Source organism: Pedobacter terrae (assembly GCF_036946585.1).
Taxonomy (GTDB): Bacteria; Bacteroidota; Bacteroidia; order Sphingobacteriales; family Sphingobacteriaceae; genus Pedobacter; species Pedobacter terrae_C.
In genome coordinates, this window is the sequence record NZ_JAQIIV010000001.1 from 387,594 (window position 1) to 414,514 (window position 26,921).

At 38.6% G+C, this 26,921-nt stretch carries 21 protein-coding genes; 7 read left to right on the forward strand and 14 right to left on the reverse strand.

The annotated features are described in order from the left end of the window. Positions 1-57 precede the first annotated feature (57 nt). From murB to PGN18_RS01635, 3 genes are all read right to left on the reverse strand, one after another. Entirely contained in the window at positions 58-1,074 is a 1,017-nt protein-coding gene (gene murB / locus PGN18_RS01625) for a UDP-N-acetylmuramate dehydrogenase (RefSeq protein WP_335317624.1), read from the reverse strand. A 216-nt stretch (positions 1,075-1,290) separates the two neighbouring features. Further along, on the reverse strand, positions 1,291-1,905 hold the full coding sequence (locus PGN18_RS01630; RefSeq protein ID WP_335317625.1) for a hypothetical protein: 615 nt from the start codon (positions 1,903-1,905) through the stop codon (positions 1,291-1,293). Between the two features lie 116 nt (positions 1,906-2,021). Further along, entirely contained in the window at positions 2,022-2,465 is a 444-nt protein-coding gene (locus PGN18_RS01635) for a sterol desaturase family protein (RefSeq protein ID WP_335317626.1), read from the reverse strand. Positions 2,466-2,632: 167 nt separating this feature from the next. On the opposite strand from PGN18_RS01635, the gene PGN18_RS01640 reads away from it, so the two are divergent. From PGN18_RS01640 to PGN18_RS01660, 5 genes are all read left to right on the forward strand, one after another. Continuing rightward, complete coding sequence (locus PGN18_RS01640) at positions 2,633-3,244, forward strand: TetR/AcrR family transcriptional regulator (RefSeq protein WP_335317627.1); 612 nt, start codon at positions 2,633-2,635, stop codon at positions 3,242-3,244. 88 nt (positions 3,245-3,332) lie between these two features. Continuing rightward, positions 3,333-4,673: a TolC family protein gene (locus tag PGN18_RS01645; protein ID WP_335317628.1), complete on the forward strand. Its 1,341-nt coding sequence runs from the start codon at positions 3,333-3,335 to the stop codon at positions 4,671-4,673. A 2-nt stretch (positions 4,674-4,675) separates the two neighbouring features. Next, positions 4,676-5,743, forward strand: coding sequence for an efflux RND transporter periplasmic adaptor subunit (locus tag PGN18_RS01650; protein WP_335317629.1), 1,068 nt, complete (start codon positions 4,676-4,678; stop codon positions 5,741-5,743). Between the two features lie 65 nt (positions 5,744-5,808). After that, on the forward strand, positions 5,809-9,003 hold the full coding sequence (locus PGN18_RS01655; RefSeq protein WP_335317630.1) for an efflux RND transporter permease subunit: 3,195 nt from the start codon (positions 5,809-5,811) through the stop codon (positions 9,001-9,003). A 363-nt stretch (positions 9,004-9,366) separates the two neighbouring features. After that, positions 9,367-10,170, forward strand: a complete 804-nt coding sequence (locus tag PGN18_RS01660) for a hypothetical protein (protein ID WP_335317631.1) — start codon at positions 9,367-9,369, stop codon at positions 10,168-10,170. A 764-nt stretch (positions 10,171-10,934) separates the two neighbouring features. Here the strand turns inward: PGN18_RS01660 and PGN18_RS01665 are convergent. The 11 genes from PGN18_RS01665 to PGN18_RS01715 form a co-directional block, all read right to left on the reverse strand. Then, positions 10,935-12,140 (reverse strand): MFS transporter, encoded by a 1,206-nt coding sequence (locus PGN18_RS01665; RefSeq protein WP_335317632.1) that lies wholly within the window; start codon positions 12,138-12,140, stop codon positions 10,935-10,937. Positions 12,141-12,248: 108 nt separating this feature from the next. Continuing rightward, the gene (locus PGN18_RS01670) at positions 12,249-12,902 is read right to left on the reverse strand and encodes a TenA family protein (RefSeq protein ID WP_335317633.1); all 654 of its coding nucleotides are present in this window, start codon (positions 12,900-12,902) and stop codon (positions 12,249-12,251) included. After that, complete coding sequence (gene thiD / locus PGN18_RS01675; RefSeq protein WP_335317634.1) at positions 12,899-13,717, reverse strand: bifunctional hydroxymethylpyrimidine kinase/phosphomethylpyrimidine kinase; 819 nt, start codon at positions 13,715-13,717, stop codon at positions 12,899-12,901. Before thiD ends, PGN18_RS01670 begins: the two co-directional genes overlap by 4 nt. A 509-nt stretch (positions 13,718-14,226) precedes the next feature. Continuing rightward, complete coding sequence (locus tag PGN18_RS01680; RefSeq protein ID WP_335317635.1) at positions 14,227-15,774, reverse strand: choice-of-anchor I family protein; 1,548 nt, start codon at positions 15,772-15,774, stop codon at positions 14,227-14,229. 482 nt (positions 15,775-16,256) lie between these two features. Continuing rightward, positions 16,257-17,663 carry a dihydrolipoyl dehydrogenase gene (lpdA, locus tag PGN18_RS01685; protein WP_335317636.1) on the reverse strand — a complete coding sequence of 469 codons (1,407 nt, stop codon included), beginning with the start codon at positions 17,661-17,663 and terminating at the stop codon, positions 16,257-16,259. A gap of 378 nt (positions 17,664-18,041) precedes the next feature. Beyond that, positions 18,042-18,398 carry a bleomycin resistance protein gene (locus PGN18_RS01690; protein WP_335317637.1) on the reverse strand — a complete coding sequence of 119 codons (357 nt, stop codon included), beginning with the start codon at positions 18,396-18,398 and terminating at the stop codon, positions 18,042-18,044. A 62-nt stretch (positions 18,399-18,460) separates the two neighbouring features. Next, the gene (locus PGN18_RS01695; protein WP_335317638.1) at positions 18,461-19,012 is read right to left on the reverse strand and encodes a Crp/Fnr family transcriptional regulator; all 552 of its coding nucleotides are present in this window, start codon (positions 19,010-19,012) and stop codon (positions 18,461-18,463) included. 36 nt (positions 19,013-19,048) lie between these two features. Next, on the reverse strand, positions 19,049-19,582 hold the full coding sequence (locus PGN18_RS01700; RefSeq protein WP_335317639.1) for a DUF2306 domain-containing protein: 534 nt from the start codon (positions 19,580-19,582) through the stop codon (positions 19,049-19,051). 120 nt (positions 19,583-19,702) lie between these two features. Then, positions 19,703-20,368: an HAD family hydrolase gene (locus PGN18_RS01705; RefSeq protein ID WP_335317640.1), complete on the reverse strand. Its 666-nt coding sequence runs from the start codon at positions 20,366-20,368 to the stop codon at positions 19,703-19,705. A gap of 23 nt (positions 20,369-20,391) precedes the next feature. Further along, on the reverse strand, positions 20,392-21,552 hold the full coding sequence (locus tag PGN18_RS01710; protein WP_335317641.1) for an esterase-like activity of phytase family protein: 1,161 nt from the start codon (positions 21,550-21,552) through the stop codon (positions 20,392-20,394). A 267-nt stretch (positions 21,553-21,819) separates the two neighbouring features. Continuing rightward, entirely contained in the window at positions 21,820-22,641 is an 822-nt protein-coding gene (locus PGN18_RS01715; protein ID WP_335317642.1) for a DUF6515 family protein, read from the reverse strand. Positions 22,642-22,988: 347 nt separating this feature from the next. On the opposite strand from PGN18_RS01715, the gene PGN18_RS01720 reads away from it, so the two are divergent. After that, positions 22,989-24,860 carry a CocE/NonD family hydrolase gene (locus tag PGN18_RS01720; protein WP_335317643.1) on the forward strand — a complete coding sequence of 624 codons (1,872 nt, stop codon included), beginning with the start codon at positions 22,989-22,991 and terminating at the stop codon, positions 24,858-24,860. A 171-nt stretch (positions 24,861-25,031) separates the two neighbouring features. Then, positions 25,032-26,897 carry a CocE/NonD family hydrolase gene (locus PGN18_RS01725; RefSeq protein WP_335317644.1) on the forward strand — a complete coding sequence of 622 codons (1,866 nt, stop codon included), beginning with the start codon at positions 25,032-25,034 and terminating at the stop codon, positions 26,895-26,897. Positions 26,898-26,921 lie beyond the last annotated feature (24 nt).

The window sequence follows — 26,921 nt, forward strand, 5'->3', positions numbered from 1 at the left end:
ACCAAAGTTTTCTGGCACACTTATAAAAATACGTAACTACCTAACAATCAACGTTCGTCACAGAATATTTACTTCTCTTTCCAAAGTGACTCCAAAAGTAGACTTCACACTGTCTATTATTTGTTCAGAAAAATGATACACTTCTGTGCCTGTTGCCTGTCCATGATTAACTAAAACCAATGCCTGGTTTTTCCAGGTACCCGTTTGCCCAACCACTTTGCCTTTCCAGCCACATTGCTCAATTAACCAGCCTGCTGCCAGTTTAATCTTATCGTCAGCTGTAGGATAATGTACCACATCGGGGTGTTTTGCCACAATATCTGCAAATTCATGTTTTTCGATCACCGGATTTTTGAAGAAGCTACCTGCATTTCCGATGGTTGATGGATCTGGCAATTTGCTTACCCGGATATGTGATACAGCAGCCGAAACATCTGCAATGGTAGGTTCAGCGATGCCCCTGTTGTGCAATTCGGTTTCTATAGCACCGTACGAGGTATTTATTTTTGGTACAGCTGATAACCGGAAAGTAACCGAAGTGATAATATACTGTCCTTTTAGCTCGCCTTTGAAAACACTTTCACGGTAACCAAAATGACAATCTGCGTAATTAAAAGTCTTAATACTTCCACTTTTGATCTCAAACGCAGTACAATTTTCAAAAACATCTTTCAGCTCAACCCCATATGCACCAATATTCTGAATAGGAGATGCGCCCACTGTCCCCGGGATCAGACTTAAATTTTCTACCCCTGCAAAATGGTGTTCAACACAATAGTTTACAAAATCATTCCAAACCACTCCAGCACCAGCGTTTACCATAACCTTCTCTTCAATCACTTTAGATTGAATACCCTTGATGCTGATTTTGATCACCAAACCATCAAAATCCTGTGTAAACAGCACATTGCTGCCACCACCAATAACAAGCAATTTTTGAGTTCTGACCAGTTCATCCTGAAACAAAGACCGCAACTCATCTTCCGAAAAAATTTCTGAAAAGAATTTTGCCTTAACATCTATACCAAAGGAATTATATGGTTTTAGCGAAGTATTTTCCTGGATTTGCAGCATGGTGATTTTCCGTTGTACTGCAAAAGTAAAATAAAAAGTAGTTAAGGAACGATTTTCGTAATCCCCTTATCAAAATTAAAGCTTAAATTTTAGAATAATCACCATTACAACTAATAATAACAATAGAATCAAAGAGCAACTGAGTATATTTTATAATCATTTCAAATTACAAAAGCATTAGAACGAAAACCTCAAATTGATAGCAATAGTATGCCTCTATTTCTTTCCTTCATCAATTTTCGTTTTAATTAACTTGCCTTCTTTACTTTGTTTTAAACGATCAGAAAGCATTGCGTACATCTGTTGAGCAGATCCCCCGTAAATTTGCTCAAATTTAGCCGCAGGTAAAACTTTTAAAAATTTGACTGCCCCTTGTAAATTAAGTAAACTCACTGGTGAGTTAGGATACTTTTTGATAAAATCAAATAGATTGATTCTATCAGCATTTCCACTATCGCCTAATTCTCCAAGCTGTTTATTAAATACACCGCCACCCGCAATTTTAGCATAATTAATCTGGCTTCCCTTGCTGACAGCTAAATCAACATTTTCCAGGATAATTCTTTTTATATTAGGCGTTCCACCCACTCTCCAGGTTTTGCTATCGAGGTTATTTTTTACTTCTGCTCTAGTAACATTATCTCGTGTTTCAACAAAGATAACTGCCCAACGTAAAAGACTTCCATCCAAATTGGTGTTTGAGTTGAATTTAAAATTTCCGTCTACAAGTGGCACCTTTAAGAAGAGATTTTTATTACCTGCGCTATATAAATATGCGTACTTTGCTTTTTCAGCATCGTCGATATGCCCTTTAACCTCAAATTTAAACAATTGCGCAAACAAACTGGTACTCCAGATAAGCATTGCTAAAAAAACTAAAATTTTCATAACCCTAACAATTTAAATAATTAGCCAAATATAAACTAATTATTTAGTTAATAGGTGTTTTAATTATTTTTTAGCAAGCTTTTCCTCACAAACAACAAACCAAAAGCTTTACCTTTTTCCTTTCCCCTGTTTTTATGATGGATTTTATGGGCTTTCCGCACCGCCTGCAAATAAGCATTATTGCTTTTGAAGGTTTTAAAACGCCGGTGAACAAACCAATCATGTACCACAAAATAAATCAATCCGTACAAAGTAATACCCATCCCTACTAAAAACCGGAAACCTAAGTTATCCTGATCAATGTACATTAAATACAAAGACGCTCCGGCAAACAACACAGCAAACAAATCGTTCCATTCGAAAAACGATTTGGATTTCTGGTGGTGACTTTTATGCATAAACCAAAGTGGCCCATGGAATAGATATTTATGTATAAACCATGATAAACACTCCATGACAATGATGGTAGATATTACGGTGAGGATATTGAAAAATGCAGACAACTTTCCTAAATTATTGGTTTGTAAAGATATATAAACATCTTAAGAAGCAAAATTATGTCATTAAATTGTAAGCTTAACACTCTTTCAAACTAAGTTCTCATGACAAATCATTTTTTAGCACTATTTTTGACTAAAATATTAAAAAAGTCAGAAAGTAGAAAAGTAAAATGATTGTAGCTGATAAAAAGAGAGAGCAAATTATTGATGGTGCTATAAAACGCTTTATCCATTTTGGTATTGGTAAAACTACGATGAATGATATTGCCGAAGATCTATCCGTATCTAAACCATCTCTCTATTATTATTTCCCCGATAAAAAACATTTGATTTTAGGGGTGATAGAAAAAGTATTTAATGACTTCTTTGAACTGATCAAAAAGAAACACAACCCTGATTTACCGGTACAGGAAATTCTTTTTAACACTATTGACGTAAGGAACACATTTTTCCAGAAATATTATATGCTCCGCATTACTGAGGGCATTCCAGACTTACTGAACGATGAAGTAATTAAAGGCAAACTGCGTACACTAAAAGAATCAGAAAAGGATTTTTTCGCAGAAATTTTTAGTCAGGCTAAAGCGAAAGGAGAAATTGAACATGATGACACTACGCATGTTGCCGAATTATACCTAGAGAGTTTAATGGGCCTTTCCACCATGTGTATTATGGAAACAGGCAAGGACCTTTTCCCCGATAAAAAAGCATTAAATAAAATGACGTTAAAGCAAAAGAATCTAACTACCATATTCGTAAGAGGCTTAAGGTGTACAGACTAAAAAACTGACGTTGAACATAAATAAACAGTCTCAACTTGACAGACTGAAATAAACAGAGAAGAACCCAAAAACAAAAAAACAATACAATATGCTTAGAATAAATATGGTGAGGTTAATGCTCATTGTTATTATCGGCTCGGTTTTACCGCAGCTGGCAGTTGCACAGCAGCAAATTACCTTAAAAGAGGCGCTCACCTTTGCGCTCCAAAACAACACTAAAGTACGCAATTCCAAATTAGACATTGAAGGTGGACGATACAAGGTACAAGAGGTGAGGGCACAAGCTTTACCACAACTTACCGGAAATGTTGGTTTAACTTACAATCCGATTATTGGTCAGTTGGTAGCTAACATTGGCGGTGCGACACAATCGTTTAAGTTAGGCCAGAACTGGAATTCGACTGCTGGCGTTCAGCTTTCGCAGCAATTATTTAACCAACAGGTTTTTACCGGCCTTCAGGCGGCAAGATCGAGCGAAGAATATTATGCGCTTACATCGCAATTAACGGAAGAACAAATCATCGAACTGGTAGCTAACAATTATTATCAGGTTTTGGTAAACAGGCAACAGCTTAACGTAATCGACACCAACATCAAAAATGTTAGGATAGTTGAAAAAATTGTGGGCACCCAGTATAAAAATGGTTTGGCTAGAAAAATCGATGTCGACCGGATTAGTGTAAACCTGACAAATTTGAATACACAGCGTGAGCAAACACTTAATGCCATTACCCAATTGGAAAACCAGCTAAAATTTTCGATGGGAATGGCGGTTGGAACCCCTATTATTCTCCCGCCCACCGAATTAACGGAAGTAACTACATTACCTATGTTTACAGATTCTATCGATCTGGCTAACAGAACTGAAGTTAAGCTTCTAAACAATCAGGACAAGCTTTTATCCTTACAAAGGAAAGCTTATGTGGCCGAATACTATCCTAGCTTATCTTTAACGGGTAACTACACCTATTCGAGCCAGAGCAATAGTTTTGATTTCCTTAACTCGAATGCTTCTGCTATTGGTTTTGGTTCATCAGCAATTGGTTTAACCTTAAGGGTGCCAATTTTTAATGGCTTCTTAACCCGTTCTAAAATCCGCCAGGCTGATGTAGATATTAAAAAAGCCAAGGAAAGCAGAAGAGAAACTAATAATGCGTTAAACCTGGCTTATGAAAATGCAAAAATACAGTTGCGCAATAACTTAAATACCATTAAAGCGCAACGTAAAAATGCCGATTTAGCACAGGAGATCTACAACAGCACCCAAAATAATTATAATAACGGCTTAGCTTCGTTAACCGATCTTTTGGATACTGAAAATGCACTTACTTCGGCGCAGAACAGTTATACCCAGGCTTTATTAAATTATAAAATAGCCGAAATACAATTAATCAAATCAAACGGAAATATTAAATCGCTAGTACAATAGAAATGAAAAGAGTAATTACCATAATCATCGTAGTTGTTGTTGCCCTTGGTGCAATAGCTTATGTTTTAAGCAACAATAAAAAGAAGAACGAAGAAAAAACTGCTTTCATTGCTAAAGGTGGTGGTGCTGTTGCCGTTCGGGTTGCTCAAGTAGAGAAAAAAGCCGTGGATTTAGATTTCAGTGCAAACGGAAACTTTATTCCTAAACAGGAACTTAACTTCTTATCAGAAAATGCTGGTCGGGTTAAAGCTATTTATGTAGATGAAGGCGATAGGGTAAGCAAAGGACAGGTTTTGGCCCGCGTGGATGCCGAAATCATTAATACCGATAGGGAAACTGCTGAAGCTACTTATGAAAATGCAAAAAGAGATGAAGCCAGATATCAAAGTTCATTCCAAACCGGTGGCGTTACCCAACAACAGCTAGATCAAGCTAAATTGGCCACAAAAAATGCAAAACTGCGTTTACAGGCTTCACAACGAAGATTAAGCGATGCAAATATTAAATCGCCAATAAATGGCATTGTAAACAAAAGATACATCGAAGTTGGTGCATTTGTAACTGCACAGGGTACGCAGTTATTTGAATTGGTGGATGTTTCCAAATTAAAGCTTAAGGTAAATGTGAACGAATCGCAAGTAGCCAACCTGAAATTAGGTGATAAGATCGAGATCAAATCTTCAGTTTTCCCAACTGATAATTTCTCTGGAAAGGTTACCTTTATCGCGGCTAAAGCTGATGCAACCTTGAATTTCCCAATTGAAATTGAAGTAGAAAACAGCCATAAAAACACTTTAAAAGCCGGTATGTATGGAACGGCAGTATTCAAGTTCCCTAAACAGGCACCAAGCATCCTTATTCCACGCACATCATTTGTGGGCAGTGTAAGCAGTAACCAGGTTTTTGTATTGGATAAAGCCAATAATACTGCCAAAACCCGTAATGTGGTAGCAGGTCGTATTTTAGGAGATAATGTTGAAATTCTGGATGGCTTAAAAGAAGGTGAAACTGTGATCACCAGTGGACAGATCAACTTAACTGAAGGTACTCCCGTTAGTATCGTAAAGTAAGTTAGCGGAATTTTCAGCTTTTAAAAACGCGATACGCCAATCGCAAAAACGCAATACGAATTAAAATGAAGATAACAGACATATCTATAAAAAGGCCTTCGCTGGTGATTGTAGTATTTACTGCCCTTACCTTGCTTGGGTTATTAAGTTACTTTTCGTTGGGTTATGAATTACTTCCAAAATTCTCTAACAACGTAGTATCTATTTCGACCATCTACCCTGGTGCTTCGCCAAATGAGGTTGAAAATACCGTAACCAAAAAAATTGAGGATGCGGTATCATCGATGGAAAACATCAAAAAAATCAACTCCGTATCGTTTGAGAGTTTATCTACGGTAACCATTACACTAACAGATGCCGCGAATATCGATATCTCGTTAAACGATGCGCAAAGAAAGGTTAATGCCATTCTTTCTCAATTACCGGAAGATGTAAAAACGCCATCATTAAGTAAATTCTCACTTGATGATTTACCGGTAATTACCATGACGGCCTCTGCCAATATGGACGATGTAAGCTTTTACGATTTAATCGACAAACGTATTGCCCCGGTAATTTCGAGGGTAAACGGTATAGCTCAGGTCAACTTAGTGGGTGGTTCTGAACGCGAAATCCAGGTTTCGCTTGATGCCAATAAACTACAGGGTTATGGCCTTGCGGTTCCCCAGGTTCAACAAATGATTCTTTCTTCTAACCTGGATTTCCCTACCGGAAGTGTAAAAACGCAGAACCAGGACGTGTTAATCCGTTTATCGGGTAAATACAGAAGTATTGAGGAATTGAGAAACCTGGTTTTAACCACAGGTAAAGATGGTGCACAGATCCGCCTAGGCGACGTTGCCGATGTTCAGGATTCGCAAAAAGAAACGGAAAAACTGGCCCGTATCGATCGTAAAGCATCTATTGCCATCCAGATTATTAAACAAAGTGATGCAAATGCGGTAGAGGTGAGTAAAGGTGTACACGCCATTATAGCCAAACTTAAAACAGAATACGCAGCCAATAAACTTGATATGAGGATCGTAAACGATAGTTCGATCTTTACTTTAGAATCTGCTGACGCGGTAATCCACGATTTAATTTTGGCGGTTATTTTGGTGGCCTTCGTGATGCTTTTCTTCCTGCACAGTTTACGTAACGCATTAATTGTAATGGTATCTATTCCGGTTTCGTTAATCGCTACCTTTATCGGAATCAGCTTATTTGGCTTTACTTTAAACCTCATGTCGCTACTTGGACTATCACTTGTGGTAGGTATCCTGGTAGATGACGCGATTGTGGTACTGGAAAATATCCAGCGACACATGGAGATGGGTAAAAATAAAGTGCGGGCAGCTTCTGATGCAACAAGGGAGATTGGTTTTACAGTGGTATCCATTACCTTCGTAATTGTGGTGGTGTTCTTCCCTATTGCGGTAAGTACAGGTTTGGTATCTAATATCTTACGCCAGTTCTGTATCGTGGTAATTATTGCAACATTGCTATCATTGCTCGCTTCATTTACCATTGTACCCCTTATATTCTCACGTTTTGGTAAGTTAGAACGTATTGAAGGTAAAAACCTGTTCGGCCGTTTTATTCTATGGTTCGAAAAACAGTTGAAGAAATTTACCCTTTGGATTACCAGTATTTTAACGTGGTCGTTAAACCACAAAGCCCTAACATTGGTGATGGTTGTGGTGATGTTTTTAAGTTCATGCGGATTATTGGCTGGCGGTTTTATCGGATCGGAATTCTTCCCTAAATCAGATAAAGGGGAGTTCCTGGTGCAGTTAGAATTGCCAAAAGATGCTTCTTTGGAGCAAACCAACTTCCTCACTCAAAAAGCAGAAGCTTTCTTAGATAAACAACCTGAAATTACGCAGTTAATTACTACTGTCGGACAATCAACCGGTGATTTTGGTGGTACGCAAGCTACAGCCTATAAATCGGAGATTAATGTTAAGCTTGTTGAACGCGATCAGCGCAAAGGCGTTTCTTCAGATATTTTCGCCACGAAAATGAGCCGTGCATTGGCTAAAGAATTAATTGGTGCAAAAGTAAAAACCGTGCCGATCAGTATTTTGGGCATCGCCGAAAATGCACCAATCCAGCTGGTGGTAATGGGTTCTGATTTAGATAGCGCTTTGAAATATGCTGAAGGTGCACAGAAAGTACTTGCTTCTATTCCTGGTGCTACAGAGATCAAACTATCGGTAGAAAAGGGAACGCCAGAAATTAACGTTCAGGTAGACCGTGATAAGATGTCGGCAGTAGGCTTAACCTTACAAACAGTAGGGTCAACCATGCAGACTGCCTTTGCTGGTAATACCGATGGTAAATACCGTAAAGGGGAATACGAGTACGATATTAACATACAATATCAGAACTTTAACCGCCAGAATATTGACGATGTACGGAACCTTATTTTTGTAAATAATGATGGCAAACAGATCAAATTATCACAATTTGCAACCATTACAGAAGGTTCAGGTCCAAGTCAGCTGGAACGTTTAAATAAATCTACTTCGGTATCCGTTAAAGCACAGTCAATTGGTAGACCAACAGGAACCGTGGTTGCAGAGTTCCAGGCAAAACTGGAAGAACTGCAGAAAAACGGCAAACTTAAAGCACCAATTGGCGTAAGTTATAGCTGGGCTGGAGATCAGGAGAACCAAAGCGAGGGTTTTGGTACTTTAGGTATCGCCTTATTGGCCTCGATCATTCTGGTTTATTTAATCATGGTTGCGCTTTACGATAGTTTCATCTATCCATTAGTTGTGATGTTTTCACTTCCTTTAGCGGTAATCGGAGCATTATTAGCCCTGGCTTTAACCAATAACTCAATTGGTATCTTCACCATCTTAGGTTTAATTATGCTAATGGGTCTGGTAGCGAAAAACGCGATTATCCTGGTCGATTTTACTAACCACCTAAAGGCCGAAGGAAAAGAAACCAAAGAGGCACTTGTACTGGCCAACCATGCACGTTTACGCCCAATCTTAATGACAACCATCGCCATGGTATTTGGTATGCTTCCAATTGCCTTAGCAAGCGGAGCAGGTGCCGAGTGGAAAAATGGTTTGGCATGGGTTATTGTAGGCGGATTAACCAGTTCATTGTTCTTAACTTTAATTGTGGTACCAGTGGTTTACTTAATATTTGATAGAATGTTAGAGCGCTTTGGTTTCAATAAAAAAGGCAAAACCATTGATGAGTTAATGGTTGAACCATACGACCATAAAGATGTAAATGAATACGACTTAGATCACGGACATTAATATCCCTCCAAATTAACAATCAATTAGCCCCGACCCCAAATCGGGGCTTTTTTGTGGATTTTGTTTTTAGCCCCGGAAGCACAGAAAACACGGAAAAATTATCCGCAAACAGGTATCCCAATCCGCCGCCATGGTTCGTGTCCTCACGAATCATTTTTATGCCACGGAAAACGCGGAGGCATGGAAAATTATGCCTAAGGAATGTCGTCAATTAATTTTGCCAAGCCAATACCTCGCCGTAATTTGTGGCCCTAAGAACCATTTTATTTTACCACCTCACTATACTTAGAAGTTTTGACACCCAGATAATTATACAATGTTGTCTCCAAACAAATTATGTTACAACATTGTATATTAGTCATTATGTTCAAAATTATCCTAAGTCTGTTCTTAATCTGTTCTACACTTCTGGTAAAAGCTCAACATCCGCCGGTTTTTGCGGCTATGCGTACCGATTCAAGCTTCGTTAAACTCTGCAATCTGGATATTACATTGGTAAAATACAGTTATAAACCCAATGGTGTAAAGTTTTTAGTGGTACATGACAATGAAGATACTGGCGTAAAAGCTGGTTTTGATTATATCCGCTGGTATGGCGGCGAGCTGATCGATAGCCAATATGGAGCGGTAAGGGATTATTATTTTACCTATATGGACGACCAATACCGTATAGACCCAAATGCGATATACACCGAAGTGGGAGTTAATACCAGATTAAAGAAAAACCAATTCAGCTCTAACGAAGTGGAAAAAGCCATATTAAACGCAGGAAAGCAAATTGTGGATTTTTACGATCCGAAAATTACGGGTTATTTTCTAACCCTCCATAATAATGCCGATGGTGGTTTCGGTATTTCCTCTTATTTACCAGGTTATGATCTAGCCAGCACTGCCGATTCGGTTCACATTAATTTCCAAATGGATGGCGATGATCTCATTTACGTGACCGAGCCAAGGTTGTTCAACAGCTTAAAAAAGGCTAATGTAAACGTAATTCTTCAATCTAAATTTGCTTCCAATGATGGCTCTCTTTCAGTTTATGCCATGCAAAATAATATTCCCTATATCAATGTAGAAGTACAGCACGGGCATCTGGAAGAAAACTTAAGGTTGATCGAGCTTGCCGTTGCAGCCTTAAAGGAACACGGATTGATAAAGAAAGAGTAGCATAGCAGATTTAATAGCGACTCACTCTAGTAATCGTTACCCTGAACCAAGCTTTAGCGAGCTCACCGAAGGTAATTTATTTCAAGGTCTTAGTAAAACAGTTATCCTATCGGTTGGTGTCTCACCCACCGAAATAAATTAAGATATATTTAGTAGTTAAGACTTGGAAATGAGCGTTCAGTAATTAATGGCGGTTTGCAGCCCCGCTTTTCATTACAAGTCCTCGCAACGCTCCGGGCTTTCCATTGCAATCGGGTTTATGAACAAAGGTCTCTGCAACCTGCAATCTGAAAAATGAAATACTGTTTTGGCGAGTTAGCCGGTTGCAGGCCGGCTGGTGGTGTGATAGCCCAATATCATTAAGTTAGGCGTCACAGTTGTCAGTCCGAGCGTAGTAGAAGACCTCTCGAGCTTTTTAAATTGCAAATACCCTTCGCCTACGCTATCAATGATGGAATCCAATCATGTAATCGTCATTTTCGCGCATGCGGGAATCTTAATACAAGCGCTTTAAGATTACCAATCAAGTTGGGAATGACGATTCTTTCAGCGATATTATCTACTTAAGTTTATCTGTCAATCATATTGGTTTTTATACCATAAATCATCCCTCAGAGTGACATCGTTTTGCGACTCATTAATTAACTTAGTGACATCGAATAATAGCCCGCAGCGACGAGGTATGAGGAAGCGAAGCGTAAAACGGAACGAAATGCTAATTTATCACCAGACGCTGTGCTCCAAACAACTGATCAATGGCTCTGTTAATTTATCTCCTTAATTTTCGCCACCAAAAAAATAATCAGCATACCGAACACAGAAATAATCCCGAAAGAATAGCGTAGGCTTGACAATTGGGAGATATAACCAATTAACGGCGGGCCAAACAAAAAGGCGAAATAACCAATACTCGAAACCATGGTTATGGCTTTACCGGCAGGCACTTTCTTATTGTTTCCAGCTATGCTATATACCATGGGTACAATACTGGAAACACCCAAGCCAATAAGCATAAAACCAAAAATAGCAATAAACAAATTCGGGAATATTACGGCAAGTGCCATACCTATAGATATAATGGCGCCGCTAATTTGCAGAAGATTTTTCCGCCCGAACTTACCAATTAAAAATACACCCATAAACCTCCCGCTGGCCATCATAAACATGAATGATGCATAACCGATAATGGCCTTATTGTGAGGCAACTTTACTACATCCTCAAAATAAATTGCACTCCAATCGAACATGGTGCCTTCAGTAGCCATACTGCAAAATGCAATAACGCCCAATAACACCAAAATGCCTTGAGGCATGGTGAAAAACTTCGTTTTCTCTACTACGATATCTGGTTTATTGTAATTAAGTAGTTTTTTAGAGTTAAATAACACATTGGTTAGAGATATTAAGGCTATGATCCAAAAATGGGTATACATACCTAATTTTAAGTTAACCAACCCAAGTGCAATTAATGCACCTGTTAAATTGCCGATACTCCAGGCACCATGAAAAGAACTCATAATAGGCTTGCCATAATAGTTTTCGCCAGCGACACCCTGTGTATTTAAGGCGATATTGCACAGGTTACCTGTAATGCCAAATAAGACCAAAAAAGCAGCTAATTGCCAACCTGTATTGGCTAATGCTAAAAAAGTTAAGGCGATGGCATAAAGAGGTGCCGTTGCCCTTAACATTTTCTTGCTGCCAAAATGTGTGGTGAGTTTTGCAGAAAAAAACATGGTTATAATCTGTCCCGCAGGTAATGCAAAAAGTATAGAACCTAATTCTGCATCGTTTAAACCCATTGAGGCTTTAAAGGTTGGAATTCTGCTGGCCCAACTGGCAAAGCAAACACCTTGCATAAAGTAAAAGGCAGATATGGCTAAACGTACTTGTTTTGGAGAGCCTTGTGCTAATACAGGTTGATCTTCTTGTTTAATTAAAAATTCCTGTTCTTGCGTGCTTTCTTCCAATGTGATGCTTTAAAATTATAGAACAGCAAAGTTCTTTAAATCTATTGGAAATATCGACATGTTTTTAACATTTTATCGAAATATTTTGTTGTTTACCAGGTTAAAATATTAAATTTTCCATTTTTCCAATTCATAAGCGCTATTCCAGAACATCCATTCTAAACGGGTTGCCATATCGAAAGCTTCCAACATTTTTTGTTGAGTTGCAGCATTCGCTTGTGCTGCCAGTTCATCTGCAATATCAATTGCTTTTTCCACTGCAGCAGCAAACTCAACGCCCGCATACATATCGATCCATCTTTTGTAAGGATTTTTTTCTCCCTTTTGCTGGGCAAAAATATGGTCGCCCACTGCCTTATAAATCCAAAAGCATGGCAAAACAGCTGCTACAGCTACTTCTACATTGGCATAGGCGGCCTGACTAAGTATATAATTGGTATATAAAAGTGTAGATGGTGTCGGCTGCACATGATTAGATAAACCAAATTCGGTGAAATAACTTTCGTGCAAACTGCGCTCGGCAAAAATAGCGCCTGTAGAAAAGCCGGCAAAAGCCATCACCAGATCTGCATTTTGCATACGCACGCTAATGGTGCTTAATGTCCGCCCAAATGCTAAAAGATAATAGGCATCTTGTGCTAAATAAAAGACAAATTTTTCTGTTGGCAAGGTACCATTGCCCAGCTCCGTATTAAAAGGCATGGTCAAAATTTTGTTATAAATGGGCTTCACCCTTTGCCATGCCTGTTCGCTCCATTTCATTGGATTATTAATTTTAAGGGTTTGAAAAAGTGGTTTAAAGGTCCGTTACCTTTACCAGTTTTTACGTCACTACCAGCTTGTAATGCCCGGCTGATGTAGTCTTTCGCATTTTTGATGGCATTTAGTAGCGTTTTGCCTTTAGCCATTTCGGCGGCTATAGCCGATGAAAGTGTACAACCGGTTCCGTGCAGATTTTGAGAAGCAATAAAAGTACTTTCGAGTGTAACGGGCGCATCACTTCCACAAATAAAAACGTCATAAATTATGGGTCCTATTAAATGTCCTCCTTTAACCAAAACGGCCTTTGCCCCTTTGTCAATAATTTTCTTACCCGCAGCAATCATATCCTTAAGGTCATGAATAGGCTGCCCGGCAAGGATAACCGCTTCATCAATGTTTGGGGTAACCAGGCTTACCAATGGGAACAACTTATTAATTAGCTGCTCAACAGTATCAGGCGCTATCAATTTATGTCCACTGGTAGCTACCATTACCGGATCTAAAATAACAGGTATATCCGCAGTATATTTTTTAAGTTCTGTTTCTATTACATCAACTACTGCTGCCCTATTAATCATGCCGATTTTAATAGCCACGGGTTTGATATCATCCAGTACTGCCTGTAGCTGATCTTTAATGATTGCGATGGGAATACCATGAACGGAACGCACTCCTAACGTATTCTGCGCGGTTACGGCCGTAATTACAGATGTTCCAAAACAGCCCAAGGCCGAAAACGTCTTTAAATCTGCCTGAATGCCTGCACCACCCCCACTATCTGATCCTGCTATTGTTAATACCTGAATATAATTCATTGCTAAAAGACTTCATTTTGGTGTACAACTTCAGGAGTCTTCAAATGCCGGAGGCATTTTATGCAATTATTGCAGACAAACTAGTTTCCTACGCCGGCATGATCCGGATCAGGTCCATTCGAGGTTGATGGCCGGAGGGTTTTAAGGGTGAAGGAATTAGCCCTCTACCTTTTTACCTTCTACCTTTAACCTCAAAAAGGGTATATTCTCAGCCAACTTATTTGAAGGCACCCCTAAAGTTTTTATTGTAGCGCAATATAGGGCTTAGTTTTTATTGTTGGGAAAAAAAAGGGAAAAAGTGTAAAGACCAAAGCAGAAAGACTAAAGACTAAAGCGCCCACTTCTTCATCTCGACCGCAGCGGAGAAAGCTACCTCGAGATACATCTCTCGGCTGCGTTGTACTTCGCTCGAGATGATGATTAGTGGAGTTAGCGCCCTAGCCTAAAACAAAAAAATCCCGGCATAAATACCGGGACCTAAAACATAATAATTAATAAAGGGATAGAGACTATATTTTATCGGGCTGATAGAACCGAACGGTACCATCTCCTTCATTTGAAACAATTAATAAACTTCTGCCGTTCGGGCTATCTTTTGGTTTTACAAACATCAAACCCTCGGGTGCATCGCCGGTAGAGAATAACTGAACAAATTTTGGTGCTACCGGATTGGTAACATCATAAATGGCTATCGCATCTGCACGTTCCATGCCAATAAACGCCAGGGTTTGTCCGTTTACCTGGGCAACCGTTACACTTTCTACTTCAACACCTTTATTGTCGGAGCGATCATCATCATATTTACCAGCATCAATTATGTGTTGTTCGAGATCTTTCCCGATGTTGGATACTAAAGTTCCGGTAGTTGCATTTAAAATACTCACACATCTTCCTCCGGTTGAAAATAATTCCTGATATACTTTGTTTGTACTTACCATGGTAAATCCAGCGGTATTGGTTATGGTAAGTCTTCCCAGATTTGCATCTAATTGCAAAGTTGCGGCATTTGGAAATTTAACCGGATCTAAAATAAGGTCTTTTACGCGAATCTCTTCTTTTGATTCTTTCGGTGTATAATCCTGGCGGGTATCACCTTCATTGGCCAGCGCCAGATAGGCTGTACCATTAGCTGTAAAATAAGAGATTGCATCTGGCAGGTAATAAGCTTTAATCGGCCAGGTACTCAATACTTTTTTACCATCTTTATCACTAACATCAAAAGCATTTTCAGCCAGGCTAATGTCTCTCGTACCTAATGGAAAAATCTTCGTAATGGTGCCTGCTAACATATCTATTTCGGCCACACCGTTGTTTTCCTGCAGCGTCACATAAGCTTTCTTAGAATCGCTGCTTACTGTAATATATTCAGGCTCTATATCCTGGGTAAAACTGGCATTGTAACCATATATCCTAAAACCACCAGCCAGCAAAGCAGCTTTTTGCGATTCAAAAGCTGAAAAATCTATTGTTTTTACTGAATAATTTTCTTTTATATTAATAATTGAAATGGTCCCTTTTGGATCTACCGTGTAGGCCAGATTGGGTTCACCTTCATTAGCAGATAAAATGTAGTTGCCATCTGGGCTAAACGTTACCATATCTGGCATGGCACCCACCGTAATTTTTTTTACTTCTGATAAATCTGAAGTCTTCAGTACCAAAACATCTCCATTGCCCTGCTTATCAGCTCCATCTAAAGCAATTGCCAATAAACCGTTACTTACTGCCACACTATTGATACCTGCATTAGCTGCAAAAAGTAACGTTTGCAATTTTGTAACCGTTGGATATTTGCTCATGTCTACTACATCAACTTTAGCACCACCATCATTGCTCGCTACAAATAATCTTTTGGTTAAGGGATCGTAAGCAGAAATTTCAGAAGCGAATTCACCTCCTAAATCAATTGAAGCAGTTTCTTTAAAGCTGTCTATTTTTTCTGGAACGATAGCTTCGACTGGAGGATTTACAATCGGATCATCAGTTGAAGCTTTTTTACAGGCAGCAAATGTCAGTGAAGCAATAAAAATTGCACCAAATAGTTTTTTACAGTTCATGGTTTTTTTAATATCTGAGCAGCAAAAATAGAAGCACATAACATTATTTTTTATGCGCTAATTGTTATCATTTTATTAACAAAATATAAAGGGATAAAGTGTTGTGATCGAACACTGTAGATTTCAATCAATTAAAGGTTAAGAGAGATATGTAATTGTTCAAGAGTTGTCAACTTTGCTAACCAGTTCGTTAAAAAGTTGACAACGCTAAAATCACGAAAGTTGACAACGCTAAAATTAAAGCCGATGATTACTATCTGCTCTGGGTTTTTGCACCAGGGATAGCAGTGTAGATCCTTTTGTTGTTGGCTTGAGCGTAGTTGGAAGCGAAACAAAAGATTGAAACGTATAGCCCGACCCTTGCGTAGCTTGAGACATGCCAAAAAAATATTTAACGCAAAAAGCCGACAATTGCTTACCGGCTTTCTGGATATTTATTCATGCTTCCCTCTGTTAGAATAGAAGTTGAGCAAATTTTTGTACTAAATATGTATCGCTCTGTTATCAGTTGCAGCAAGTGCTGCCTCTTTTAGTGCTTCTGTATAAGTTGGATGCGCATGGCAGGTACGTGCAATATCTTCAGCAGATGCGCGGAATTCCATTGCAATAACGGCTTCAGCAATCATATCTGCAGCACGCGGACCAATCATATGTACACCTAAAACCTCATCAGTTGTTGCATCGGCCAAAACTTTAATAAAACCATCGGTATCCATACTTGCTTTCGCACGTCCGCTGGCCTTAAAAGGAAACGAACCAACTTTATATTTTACACCTTTTTCTTTTAATTGCTCTTCGGTTAAACCTACAGAAGCAACCTCTGGCCAGGTATAAACAACACCCGGAATTAAGTTATAATTGATATGTGGTTTCTGACCGGCAATGGTTTCGGCAACGTAGGTACCTTCATCTTCTGCTTTGTGCGCCAACATTGCGCCAGTAATTACATCTCCAATGGCATACACACCTTTAACCGACGTTTCCAGATGCTCGTTAACCGGAATTTTTTTTCCTCTTTCTTCAACAGTAATACCGATTTTATCTAAACCTAAACCTTCGCTGTAGGCGGTACGGCCGACAGCCACAATGCAATAATCAGCGTCGAAACTTACGGCTTCACCTTTCGCATTTTCTGCAGTAACCATTACTGTTTTACCATTGTTAGTAGCACCGGTAACTTTATGATTCATAAAGAATTCCATACCAAGGTTTTTCTTCAGCACGCGTTGAAGTTCTTTTCCTAAACTTGCATCCATTGTTGCAATGATGGATGGTAAAAACTCAATTACTGAAACTTTTGTGCCTAAACGGGCGTAAACAGAACCTAACTCCAAACCAATAACACCGCCACCAATTACCACCATCGACTTTGGCACTTCCTTAATATTTAAAGCTTCTGTTGAGGTAATGATGCGTTTTTTATCAATTGGCAAAAATGGCAAGGCTGTTGGTTTAGAACCCGTAGCAATGATTACATTTTTAGCAGACAAAGTTTCAGTAGATCCATCGGCTTTGGTTACCAAAATGGTATTTTTATCTACAAAAGAACCAACACCTTCAAAAGAATCGATTTTGTTTTTTTTGAACAAATAAGTGATACCTGCAGTATTTTGAGCAACAACATCATCTTTACGGGCGATCATTTGTGGCATATTTACTTTAAGGCCTTTTAAATCGATACCGTGAGTAGTAAATGTATGAGCAGCGTTGTGAAAATGCTCTGATGAATCTAACAAAGCTTTTGATGGAATACAACCTACATTTAAGCAAGTACCTCCAAAAGTTTTATATTTTTCCACTACTGCAGTTTTTAAACCTAACTGAGCACAACGGATTGCGCCTACATAACCGCCAGGCCCTGAACCGATAACAACGACATCGTATTGCATAATTTCTTGAGTATTTTAATTAGCCAAATGTATGGAAAAAAGGCGGAAAGCTGAAAGTAGAATGGGCAATTGTATTGTAATTACAGCTAGCATTATAGTTCATGAGCCCACACCCAGAACCAATGCTGCACTACCCGACACTGAATAGCATATTCTCACAAAGTTCAATATCTATAAGTTGCTGAGCATAAAAAATATTTTACTTTAAGACTATAATGTATTTGAATGGCCCAGTAAAAAACCGGATCACTCGGCTAAGTCTATGATGTTTTACGTTAATTAACAATATAAATAACCACAAACTTTCAATCATGAACCATTGACCAATAAACCATTAACTAATGACCAATGAACTAATGACTATTGAACCAATAAACCCTAAGCCTCCTGCCCGAAAGTAAGTAAATTACTATCCGGATCGAGCATGGAAAACTCTTTTTGTCCCCATGGTTTTGTTTGCAAATGCCCATTTGGGTGAATGCTTTGTTTAGTATCTAACATCCAGTTGTACAAACCATCTATATCATCTGTTCGGATATAAACCTGTCCGTAGTTTTCTTTCGGATCAAGTGCTTCAAATAAAAAAAAGTGAATCTGAATATGGTCTTTTTTAACCATTAGATAATCCTTGAAATTATCAGCGCCAATGTCTTTAAATCCTAATTTATTTACATAAAAATCTTTGGTGATTTCTTTATCACGCATAGGAAGTTTCGGGTTGATCTCTGTCAGCATATTTTTTTATTTCAAAAATGAGCAATTTTCTCAAAACCAGCACTTGATCGAAATCAGGAAATTCAATAGTTTGCCCTAACCCTACTTAAGGTTTCGGGAGTTATTTTAAGATACGAGGCGATTAGTTTAACCGGAAATACCTGTACAATAAAGGGCTTAACATTTTTAATATAATCATATTTTTGTGCAGGACTTAATGCATTGTCGAAAAGATAAGTCCGGTGATTAGCTTGACCAAAAACTTTCCCTAAACTTAAGAAAGACTGTGACCTCGCTATCAACTCGTGCATACTAATTAAACTCAATTCGATTACCTCCGCATCCTCAAATGCTTTAATGGTTGTACCCGACGGCATTTGATCAATCAAACTCGGGTGATTAAACATCCATTCTTTTGGTAAATGCAGATCGATGATGGTTTCCGTTACATCATCAGACTGAAATTGAACGAAAAACCCGGAAAGGATGAAATAAACAGATTGGCAAATCTCACCTTGGCGCAATACCTTATCATTTTTCTTAACGATCTTTCGCAGCGCTTTTTCTTCAAACAACAGCAGATCATGGGAGGAAAATGTTCCTACATTTGCTAAAATTTCCTGAGTGGACATCATAAACTAGATTATTCCGGAAGATAGCATATCAAGCACTTATTGGTGAGCTATTTTTCTGTTGATTAAATAAGCAACAATTAGGTTTGGCATCCAGCATAACCAGGCAACAAGCAGGTATGCCTTTATAAAATCGCCATACATTATTGTCAAAATGGGTAACCAAATCCTTAATGTTACCGCAGCAAAACAAGCCGCATAACTATAAACCATCATTTTTTGATGTGCTGCAACTTCTCCTTGTTTAATGTATAAATAAGCCTTTAAAGTAGTGTAAAACCAAATGATGCCCAAACAAATGAATCCTGCTGAAGAAATCAACCCGCCTGTAGCAAAAAAGCCAACATAAATACCTGCTAATGCGCTGAGCAGTACAGAAATTATATAAACTTTACCTAGTTTTCGATGTAATGCCATTTGCCTGTTTCTCATTTTCGGACTAAATTGTGTCCAACCGATCAGTAAAGCAATTCCTCCGAAAATGATATGCGTATAAAAGCCAATATTCCAGCAGGTATTGCTTAATAACGCTACCGACTTCGAACCTAACAGTCCAAATTTTCTATCAATCAAAAAGTAAATTATTGGATAAAGCCCAATCAGCAATGCGAAAGTTGCAAATAAAATCCGTAATCCTTTTTTTACCATACTGAGCGTCCTGTTACTTCATACTAAGCTAGTTAATTTCAATAATTAAATCAGTTCTTTTTCTAACATAAATGTTTTGGCATTGGCAAAACTGAGGAAAAGCTCATCAGCCATTTTTAGTTTTTGATGTGCCCGCACATTACTTTGTATAGCGTAGCAGGTAATGCCAGCAGCCAGTGCCGATTTAACCCCATTTAAAGTATCTTCAAAAACGATGCACTCTTCTTTTGCTAAGCCCAGGCGCTCTACACAAAGGTTATAACTCTCGGGATCGGGTTTAGATTTGCTTACATCTGTACGGGTGATAAACAAGCTGAAATATTTGGCCAGACCATTGCGCTCGAAAACAGCTTCAACGTCTATCTTCGGACTGGCAGTAACCACTGCAAGGGTAAGTCCTTTTTCGTAAGCAAACTGTACAAATTCTAAGGCATATGGCATTAGCGCTATATCTGTTGTCATAAAGCCATCAAAAGTTATCTTTTCTCTCCTTTCAATGAAGCTTGCCAAATCTTCATCAATTTTATAGCGGTCTACAATGGTTTTTGCATTTTTCGGTAACGGAATCCCCGCATAATTGCTTAGCCAATCTTTAAATTCGATGTTCACATTATAGGGGCATAAAAAAGTATTCCAACAATCGAAATGAAATTTTTCAGAATCAATTAATGTACCATCTAAATCGAAAAGCAGGGCTTTTATTTTATTCATTATAAATTTTTAACTGAATTGGTTTATGGGATAACCTCGAAAAGAAAAAACTGTTGCATCTGAGATTTACCGAAATTATTATCTACACAAAATATTAAAGAATGGTGTCCGTTGGCAAGTTTTGGTCCAAAAGTTACACCCTCAAAATTATCGATGTGCCTGTTTAAGCTATCAAAATCGAAAAGTAGTTTTTTATTGAGCGGCTTAGGCGGGTTTTTAGTAAAAGATGGATTATTGATTTCATTTTCTGCACCATTGAGATCAACCAGGTAAAGTTTTAAAAAAGTATGGTCATCATGGCCTTTTGCCCATGCCCGCTCCATTACCAAAAGCGTATGATGGTTAATAGCCAGTATTTCCGAAATTCCGTTTACATTCCAGTCATTATCTACAGTTGGTTTAACAGGTAAGGCACCAAGGTTATAAGCATATTGTGCAACATTTTTTTTAGTCACCACATCAAACTTTAAAATCCTTGTTAAAGCCTTATCATATTCAAAAGCAGCTTGAGGACCATCCTGATAAAGTGGCTCTTCTAAGCTAGCATATAAGGTTTTGTAATTATCAGCGTAAGTTAATCCCTCAAACAATGCGTTTTTCCGTGGACCGCTTTCTGTTTTGGTAAAATGAAAGCCATTTGGTAACGGAATGGTATCTAAAAATTTGCCAGTTGTAGATATAAAAGTTAAACCAGGTTGAACAATGGTCGTATCACCATTTTTAAACAACCGTTCGCCTTCACTGCTCCAAATTAGTTGATTGGTAATTGGATTATAACGAACAGCCTCTCCATCTGGCTTCACATTTTTATCGGTTCCATATTTTGGATATTGTTTTCCGTTTTCCTGTAAAAGAAAAGTAACATCCATAATCCGGACCGTATCAATTTTATTTTCTTTGAGATCAATCTTTGCGGTATAAATCCTTGCCGGACTAAACTGCGAAGGATCATCACTGATCATATAATACTGGTTCCGTTTTATATCATAATCAATTCCAGATAAGCCGCCAATAACTGTATTTTGAAAAATAGGATTTAAGGGCATGATGTATTCATCCAAAAACTTTATGGCTGAAATACTAGTTCCATCCTGCTTAACTTTAGCATGCTTAGTTATTGAACAGGAGGAGAAAACAACAGCGAAAAGAGCATAAGCAATGATATATGGTCGTATGAATTTCAAATCGAAATATTTTAGACTGTAAAAATATGTTTTTTTGATGGCCCGGGGTAAGTCGATCCTTAATTATTTCAGGGTCGCTTTAGAAAAAGTTATTAAGTGTGCTGTCAGATATTACCAGGTAACAGGCATCAACAATAATTTAGGGTCCTATAATTACCCCCTTTTTGAAAAAAAAGTCGGGTGGCAACATCCGACTGCACATTTAAACCAAAAAGAGTTGTCAACTCTAAATAGCCGCCTGAACGGAAAGTTGACAACCCTGAACGATTAAAACAACTTACCAATTACCCGATAGGTAACATTTGTTCCATCAACCACCTCTTCATAATAAATATCATCAGGAGAAACAAAATATTTCTCGTTTTTAATGGTCACCTCTCTGCATCCTTCAGGCAACTGGTTAATAATATCGCCAATGTTATGCGTATCAGCTGAACCATCTGTGGTATTTAAAACACCATCTTTTCCAGCCACCACATATACCGTTTTACCATCAGCATTTTCTTTTTGGGTATAATAAACCCCTTTATATTCGTAATAATCAACTCCGTTAATGGTTACCCTATTTGCCTCAGCTGGTAAATTTGGAACTTCTGCACCAACTGGTGGTGTTACCACTTCGTATTGATCATTATTTTGTTGATAAAACAATCCACCGGAATAATAAAACTGCGTTGGGCCGTACCAGAATGGATAATAGCCATATGGCAACACACTAATCCTGACACCTAAAAACGGTCTGTAAAAATTATAATAACCATAGTAAGGTCTGTAAAAAGCCCTTCCGTAACCAAATCTGTAACCATAGTATGGCCTGCCATATCCCCCGCGATAACCTGGTCTGTAATAATTATAACCTGATCTGTGGGAACGGATACCAGTAGAAAAACTACCTCTGCCAGGTCCACGCATAGTGGGCTGATGAGAAAATCCACCACCTCTGGATGAGCCAATTGAGCCTGATCTGCCCCCACCAAAAGAACCTCCGCCTCTACTTGGCCGCTGTGCAGAAACACTTTCTATACTCAAGGTTGCGATCATCACTGCTGCAGCGAAAACAACCAATCCTTTATTGAATAATCTGTTCATTGTTTTGTGTTTATGTCAATTACCTATCAGACGGTTAAAACGTTTAAAAGATTATCCCTTAACGGTATTTAACTAAATTTTGATAAAGCAATGACGAATAGCAGATTAGGGTCCCACAGAAATATTCAATAGCACGGCTATACCAATTAATTCCATTTTCAATTATCTATAAATAACCGAAAATTTCCTTTTGCACATGGCGACTACTAAGTTCTTCGAAATTCTATATCACATCTTCCATGATCCATCTTCTATCATTTTCCCTACTAACAAACCTTTTACGCGCTATATTTTCTTATCAATCGTTAATCACCTATATTTAAATTTTATTCCTAAAACCAGCTCAAATGAACCTTACCAGAATTTTTGGCCTTTTGTTTTGCCTGTTTATTTCTAATAAATTAATGGCTCAACAAACCGATTCGGCATATGTGAGAGAAAATTACACCAAAATAGAACGCCAGATTCCTATGCGCGATGGAATTAAGTTATTTACTTCCATTTACATACCAAAAAATCAATCCAAAAAATATCCATTTTTAATTAACCGTACGCCCTACACTGTTGCCCCTTATGGCGAAGATAAATACAAGCTTAGCCTCGGCAATTTCCCCGCTATGATGCGCGAAGGCTTTATTTTTGTTTACCAGGATGTACGCGGCCGCTGGATGAGTGAGGGTACTTTTACTGATATCCGCCCGCAATTAACTGGCAAAAAATCTAAAACAGCAATTGATGAGAGTACAGATACTTACGATACTATCGATTGGTTGGTTAAAAATGTTAAAGGAAACAATGGAAATGCTGGTATTTATGGTATTTCGTACCCTGGTTTTTATTCTACCACCTCATTACCAAATGCTCACCCGGCACTAAAAGCTGTTTCTCCCCAGGCACCCGTTACCGATTGGTTTATGGGTGACGATTTTCACCACCGTGGTACCTTATTTTTGATGGACGCCTTCAGTTTTATGAGCAGTTTCGGTGTACCAAGGCCTAAACCGATTACGCCAGATAAAGGGCCTAAAGGTTTTCAGTTTCCTATTCAGGACAATTATCGTTTTTATTTAGAAGCCGGATCAGTTAAAAATTTAAAAGACCGTTATTTTGCTGACAGTATTAAATTCTGGAACGATTTATTTAAACACCCAAATTTAGATACTTTCTGGAAAGCACGCTTAATTACCCCTCATTTAACCCAAATAAAACCTGCGGTAATGGTTGTGGGTGGCTTTTTCGATGCTGAAGATGCCTATGGAACTTTTGATACCTACAAAGCTATTGAAAAACAAAATCCCGGCGCAAACAATATCCTGGTTGCAGGACCTTGGTTTCATGGTGGCTGGGTACGCAGTGACGGTTCTTTTCTTGGGGACATCAACTTTGGCAAAACCACCAGTATCGATTATCAACAGCAATACGAACTACCTTTTTTCAAACATTATTTAAAGGGCGAAGGAGAGTTTAATGCAGCAGAAGCTAATATTTTTGTAACCGGGAGTAATGAATGGAAAAAATTCAACACCTGGCCACCACAAGAGGTAGAAAGCAAAAATCTATATTTACAACCCAACGGAAAACTCAGTTTCGATAAAGTTGGCAGAACCGATAGCTGGGATGAATATGTGAGCGATCCGAATAATCCTGTTCCTTACCAGGATGGCGTTCAGGCCAGACGCACCCGCGAATACATGATAGACGATCAGCGTTTTGCAGCCCGCCGCCCCGATGTTAAAACTTATCAGACTGATGCCTTAACAGCAGATATTACCCTAACCGGACCCGTGCTGGCAAATCTCGTAATTTCTACCACCGGAACAGATGCCGATTATGTAGTTAAATTGATTGATGTTTATCCTGAAGATGAACCAAACCCTGTGCTGAATCCAAAAAACTTAATCATGGGCGGTTATGAAATGTTGGTGCGCGGAGAAATTATGCGCGGGAAATACCGCAACAGTTTTGAAAAGCCTGAAGCATTTGTTCCTGGAGCCATTACCAAAGTAAATTACCCATTGCCAGATATAGCGCATACCTTTAAAAAAGGACATAAAATTATGATCCAGATCCAAAACTCATGGTTTCCTTTGGCCGATCGCAATCCTCAGAAATTTATAGATATTTATCAGGCCGAGCCGCAGGATTTTCAAAAAGCAACACATAGAATTTATCATGATGTACACAACAGTTCTTTCCTTACCGTTTCGGTATTAAAATAAAACCGTTACGTATCACCATCGCCTTGGTTTGTGTCTTCACGAACCAAAAACAAAAACAGCTTACTTATCCTTAAAAAATGAAATACTTATATTACTGATTATCCTAATTTAAGCCGCCTTGGTTCGTATCACCACGAACCAAACACAAAACAACTTACTTATTCTTAAAAAATGAAATACCTTAAATTTATCATCATCCTGCTTTCAGCATCTTCAGCTTTTGCACAAAGCGATGCAGGATATCCAAAAACAAATTATACCAAAAAAGAAGTGTATATCCCCATGCGCGATGGCACCAAACTTTTTACCGCCATTTACACACCAAAAGATGCTTCGAAGGATAAAAAGTATCCGATGATAATGCAGCGTACCTGTTACAGTGTTGCCCCTTACGGTGAAGATAAATTCCCGGCACGTTTAGGTCCATCCGAACTCATGATGAAAGAAGGTTATATCGTCGTGATGCAGGATGTACGCGGCCGCTGGAAAAGTGAAGGTAACTGGACCAATATGACACCCGTAATCGACAATAAAAAATCGAAGAAAGATGTGGATGAAGGTTCAGACACGTATGATACCATTGATTGGTTGATTAAAAATGTGACCAATAACAACGGTAAAGTAGGTCAATGGGGTATTTCCTATCCAGGCTTTTATACCGCAGCCGGGATTCTAAGTAATCACCCTGCGCTAAAGGCATCGTCTCCACAGGCGCCCATTTCCGATTTCTTTTTTGATGATTTCCACCATAATGGATCATTTTTACAAAGTTACTTTTTTACCTTCCCGGTGTTTGGTGTACAAAAAACAGATACCACTTCAAAACCCTGGTACAACAACCAAATGATTTTGCCAAAAACCAAAGATGGCTATCAGTTTGCGTTAGACCTTGGTCCATTAACCAACGCAGATAGGTATTACAAAAATAACTTCTTCTGGCAGGAAACCGTTAACCACCCCAACTACGATGAGTTTTGGCAAAAGCGTGGTCTGCTGAAGCACTATGGCTCCATTAAACCTGCAGTAATGGTAGTTGGCGGCTGGTACGATGCCGAAGATTTATCAGGACCATTAAACATTTACAAAACCATCGAAAAGAAAAATCCCAATGCTTATAATACCATCGTAATGGGTCCATTCGGGCATGGCAGATGGAGCCGTGAAACTGGTCACACCATGCACAGCAACGTATATTTTGGCGATAGCATTGCTACTTTTTACCAGAAAGAAATTGAAGCCAAATTTTTTAATCACTTCTTAAAAGGTAGTGGTGATAAAAATACCGGATTGCCAGAAGCCTACATGTTTGATACTGGTAAAAAACAATGGGAAACCTTTGACAAATGGCCGACAGCAAAAGCAAGCAAACAAAAATTATACTTAGGTGCAGATGGTAAATTGAGCATGACTGCTCCACCAACTACTGGCTCGGTAAATTATATCAGCGATCCGTTAAAACCAGTACCGTACACAGAAGACTTAACCACTACACTAGGTTTTACCCCGCATAATTATATGAGCGAAGACCAGCGTTTTGCCGGCAGGAGACCAGATGTATTGGTATACCAAACCGATGTATTGGATGATGACATTACTTTGGGTGGCGAAATCATGTCGTATCTTAAAATTGCCACTACCGGTACAGATGCAGATTTTATTGTTAAGCTGATCGATGTATACCCGGCCGATGAGCCGAACAATCCTTACATGCCAAATAAGAACATTACCTTAAGCAATTATTGGCAAATGGTACGTTCGGAAGTAATGCCTGCCCGTTTCCGCAATAGTTTTGAAAAGCCTGAAGCCCTGGTGGCCAATCAAAAAACCAACGTAAATTTTAAATTACAGGATGTATTACACACCTTTAAAAAAGGACACAGAATTATGATCCAGGTGCAAAGTACAGCTTTCCCATTATTTGCCCGTAATCCACAAAAATTTCTAGAAAATCCTTATAAGGCTACTGAAGCAGACTATATTAAAGCCACGCAAACGGTTTTTAATGATAGTTTTATCGAAGTTGACGTGATAAAATAAATTAATTGCTCACGCTCGCTTGGA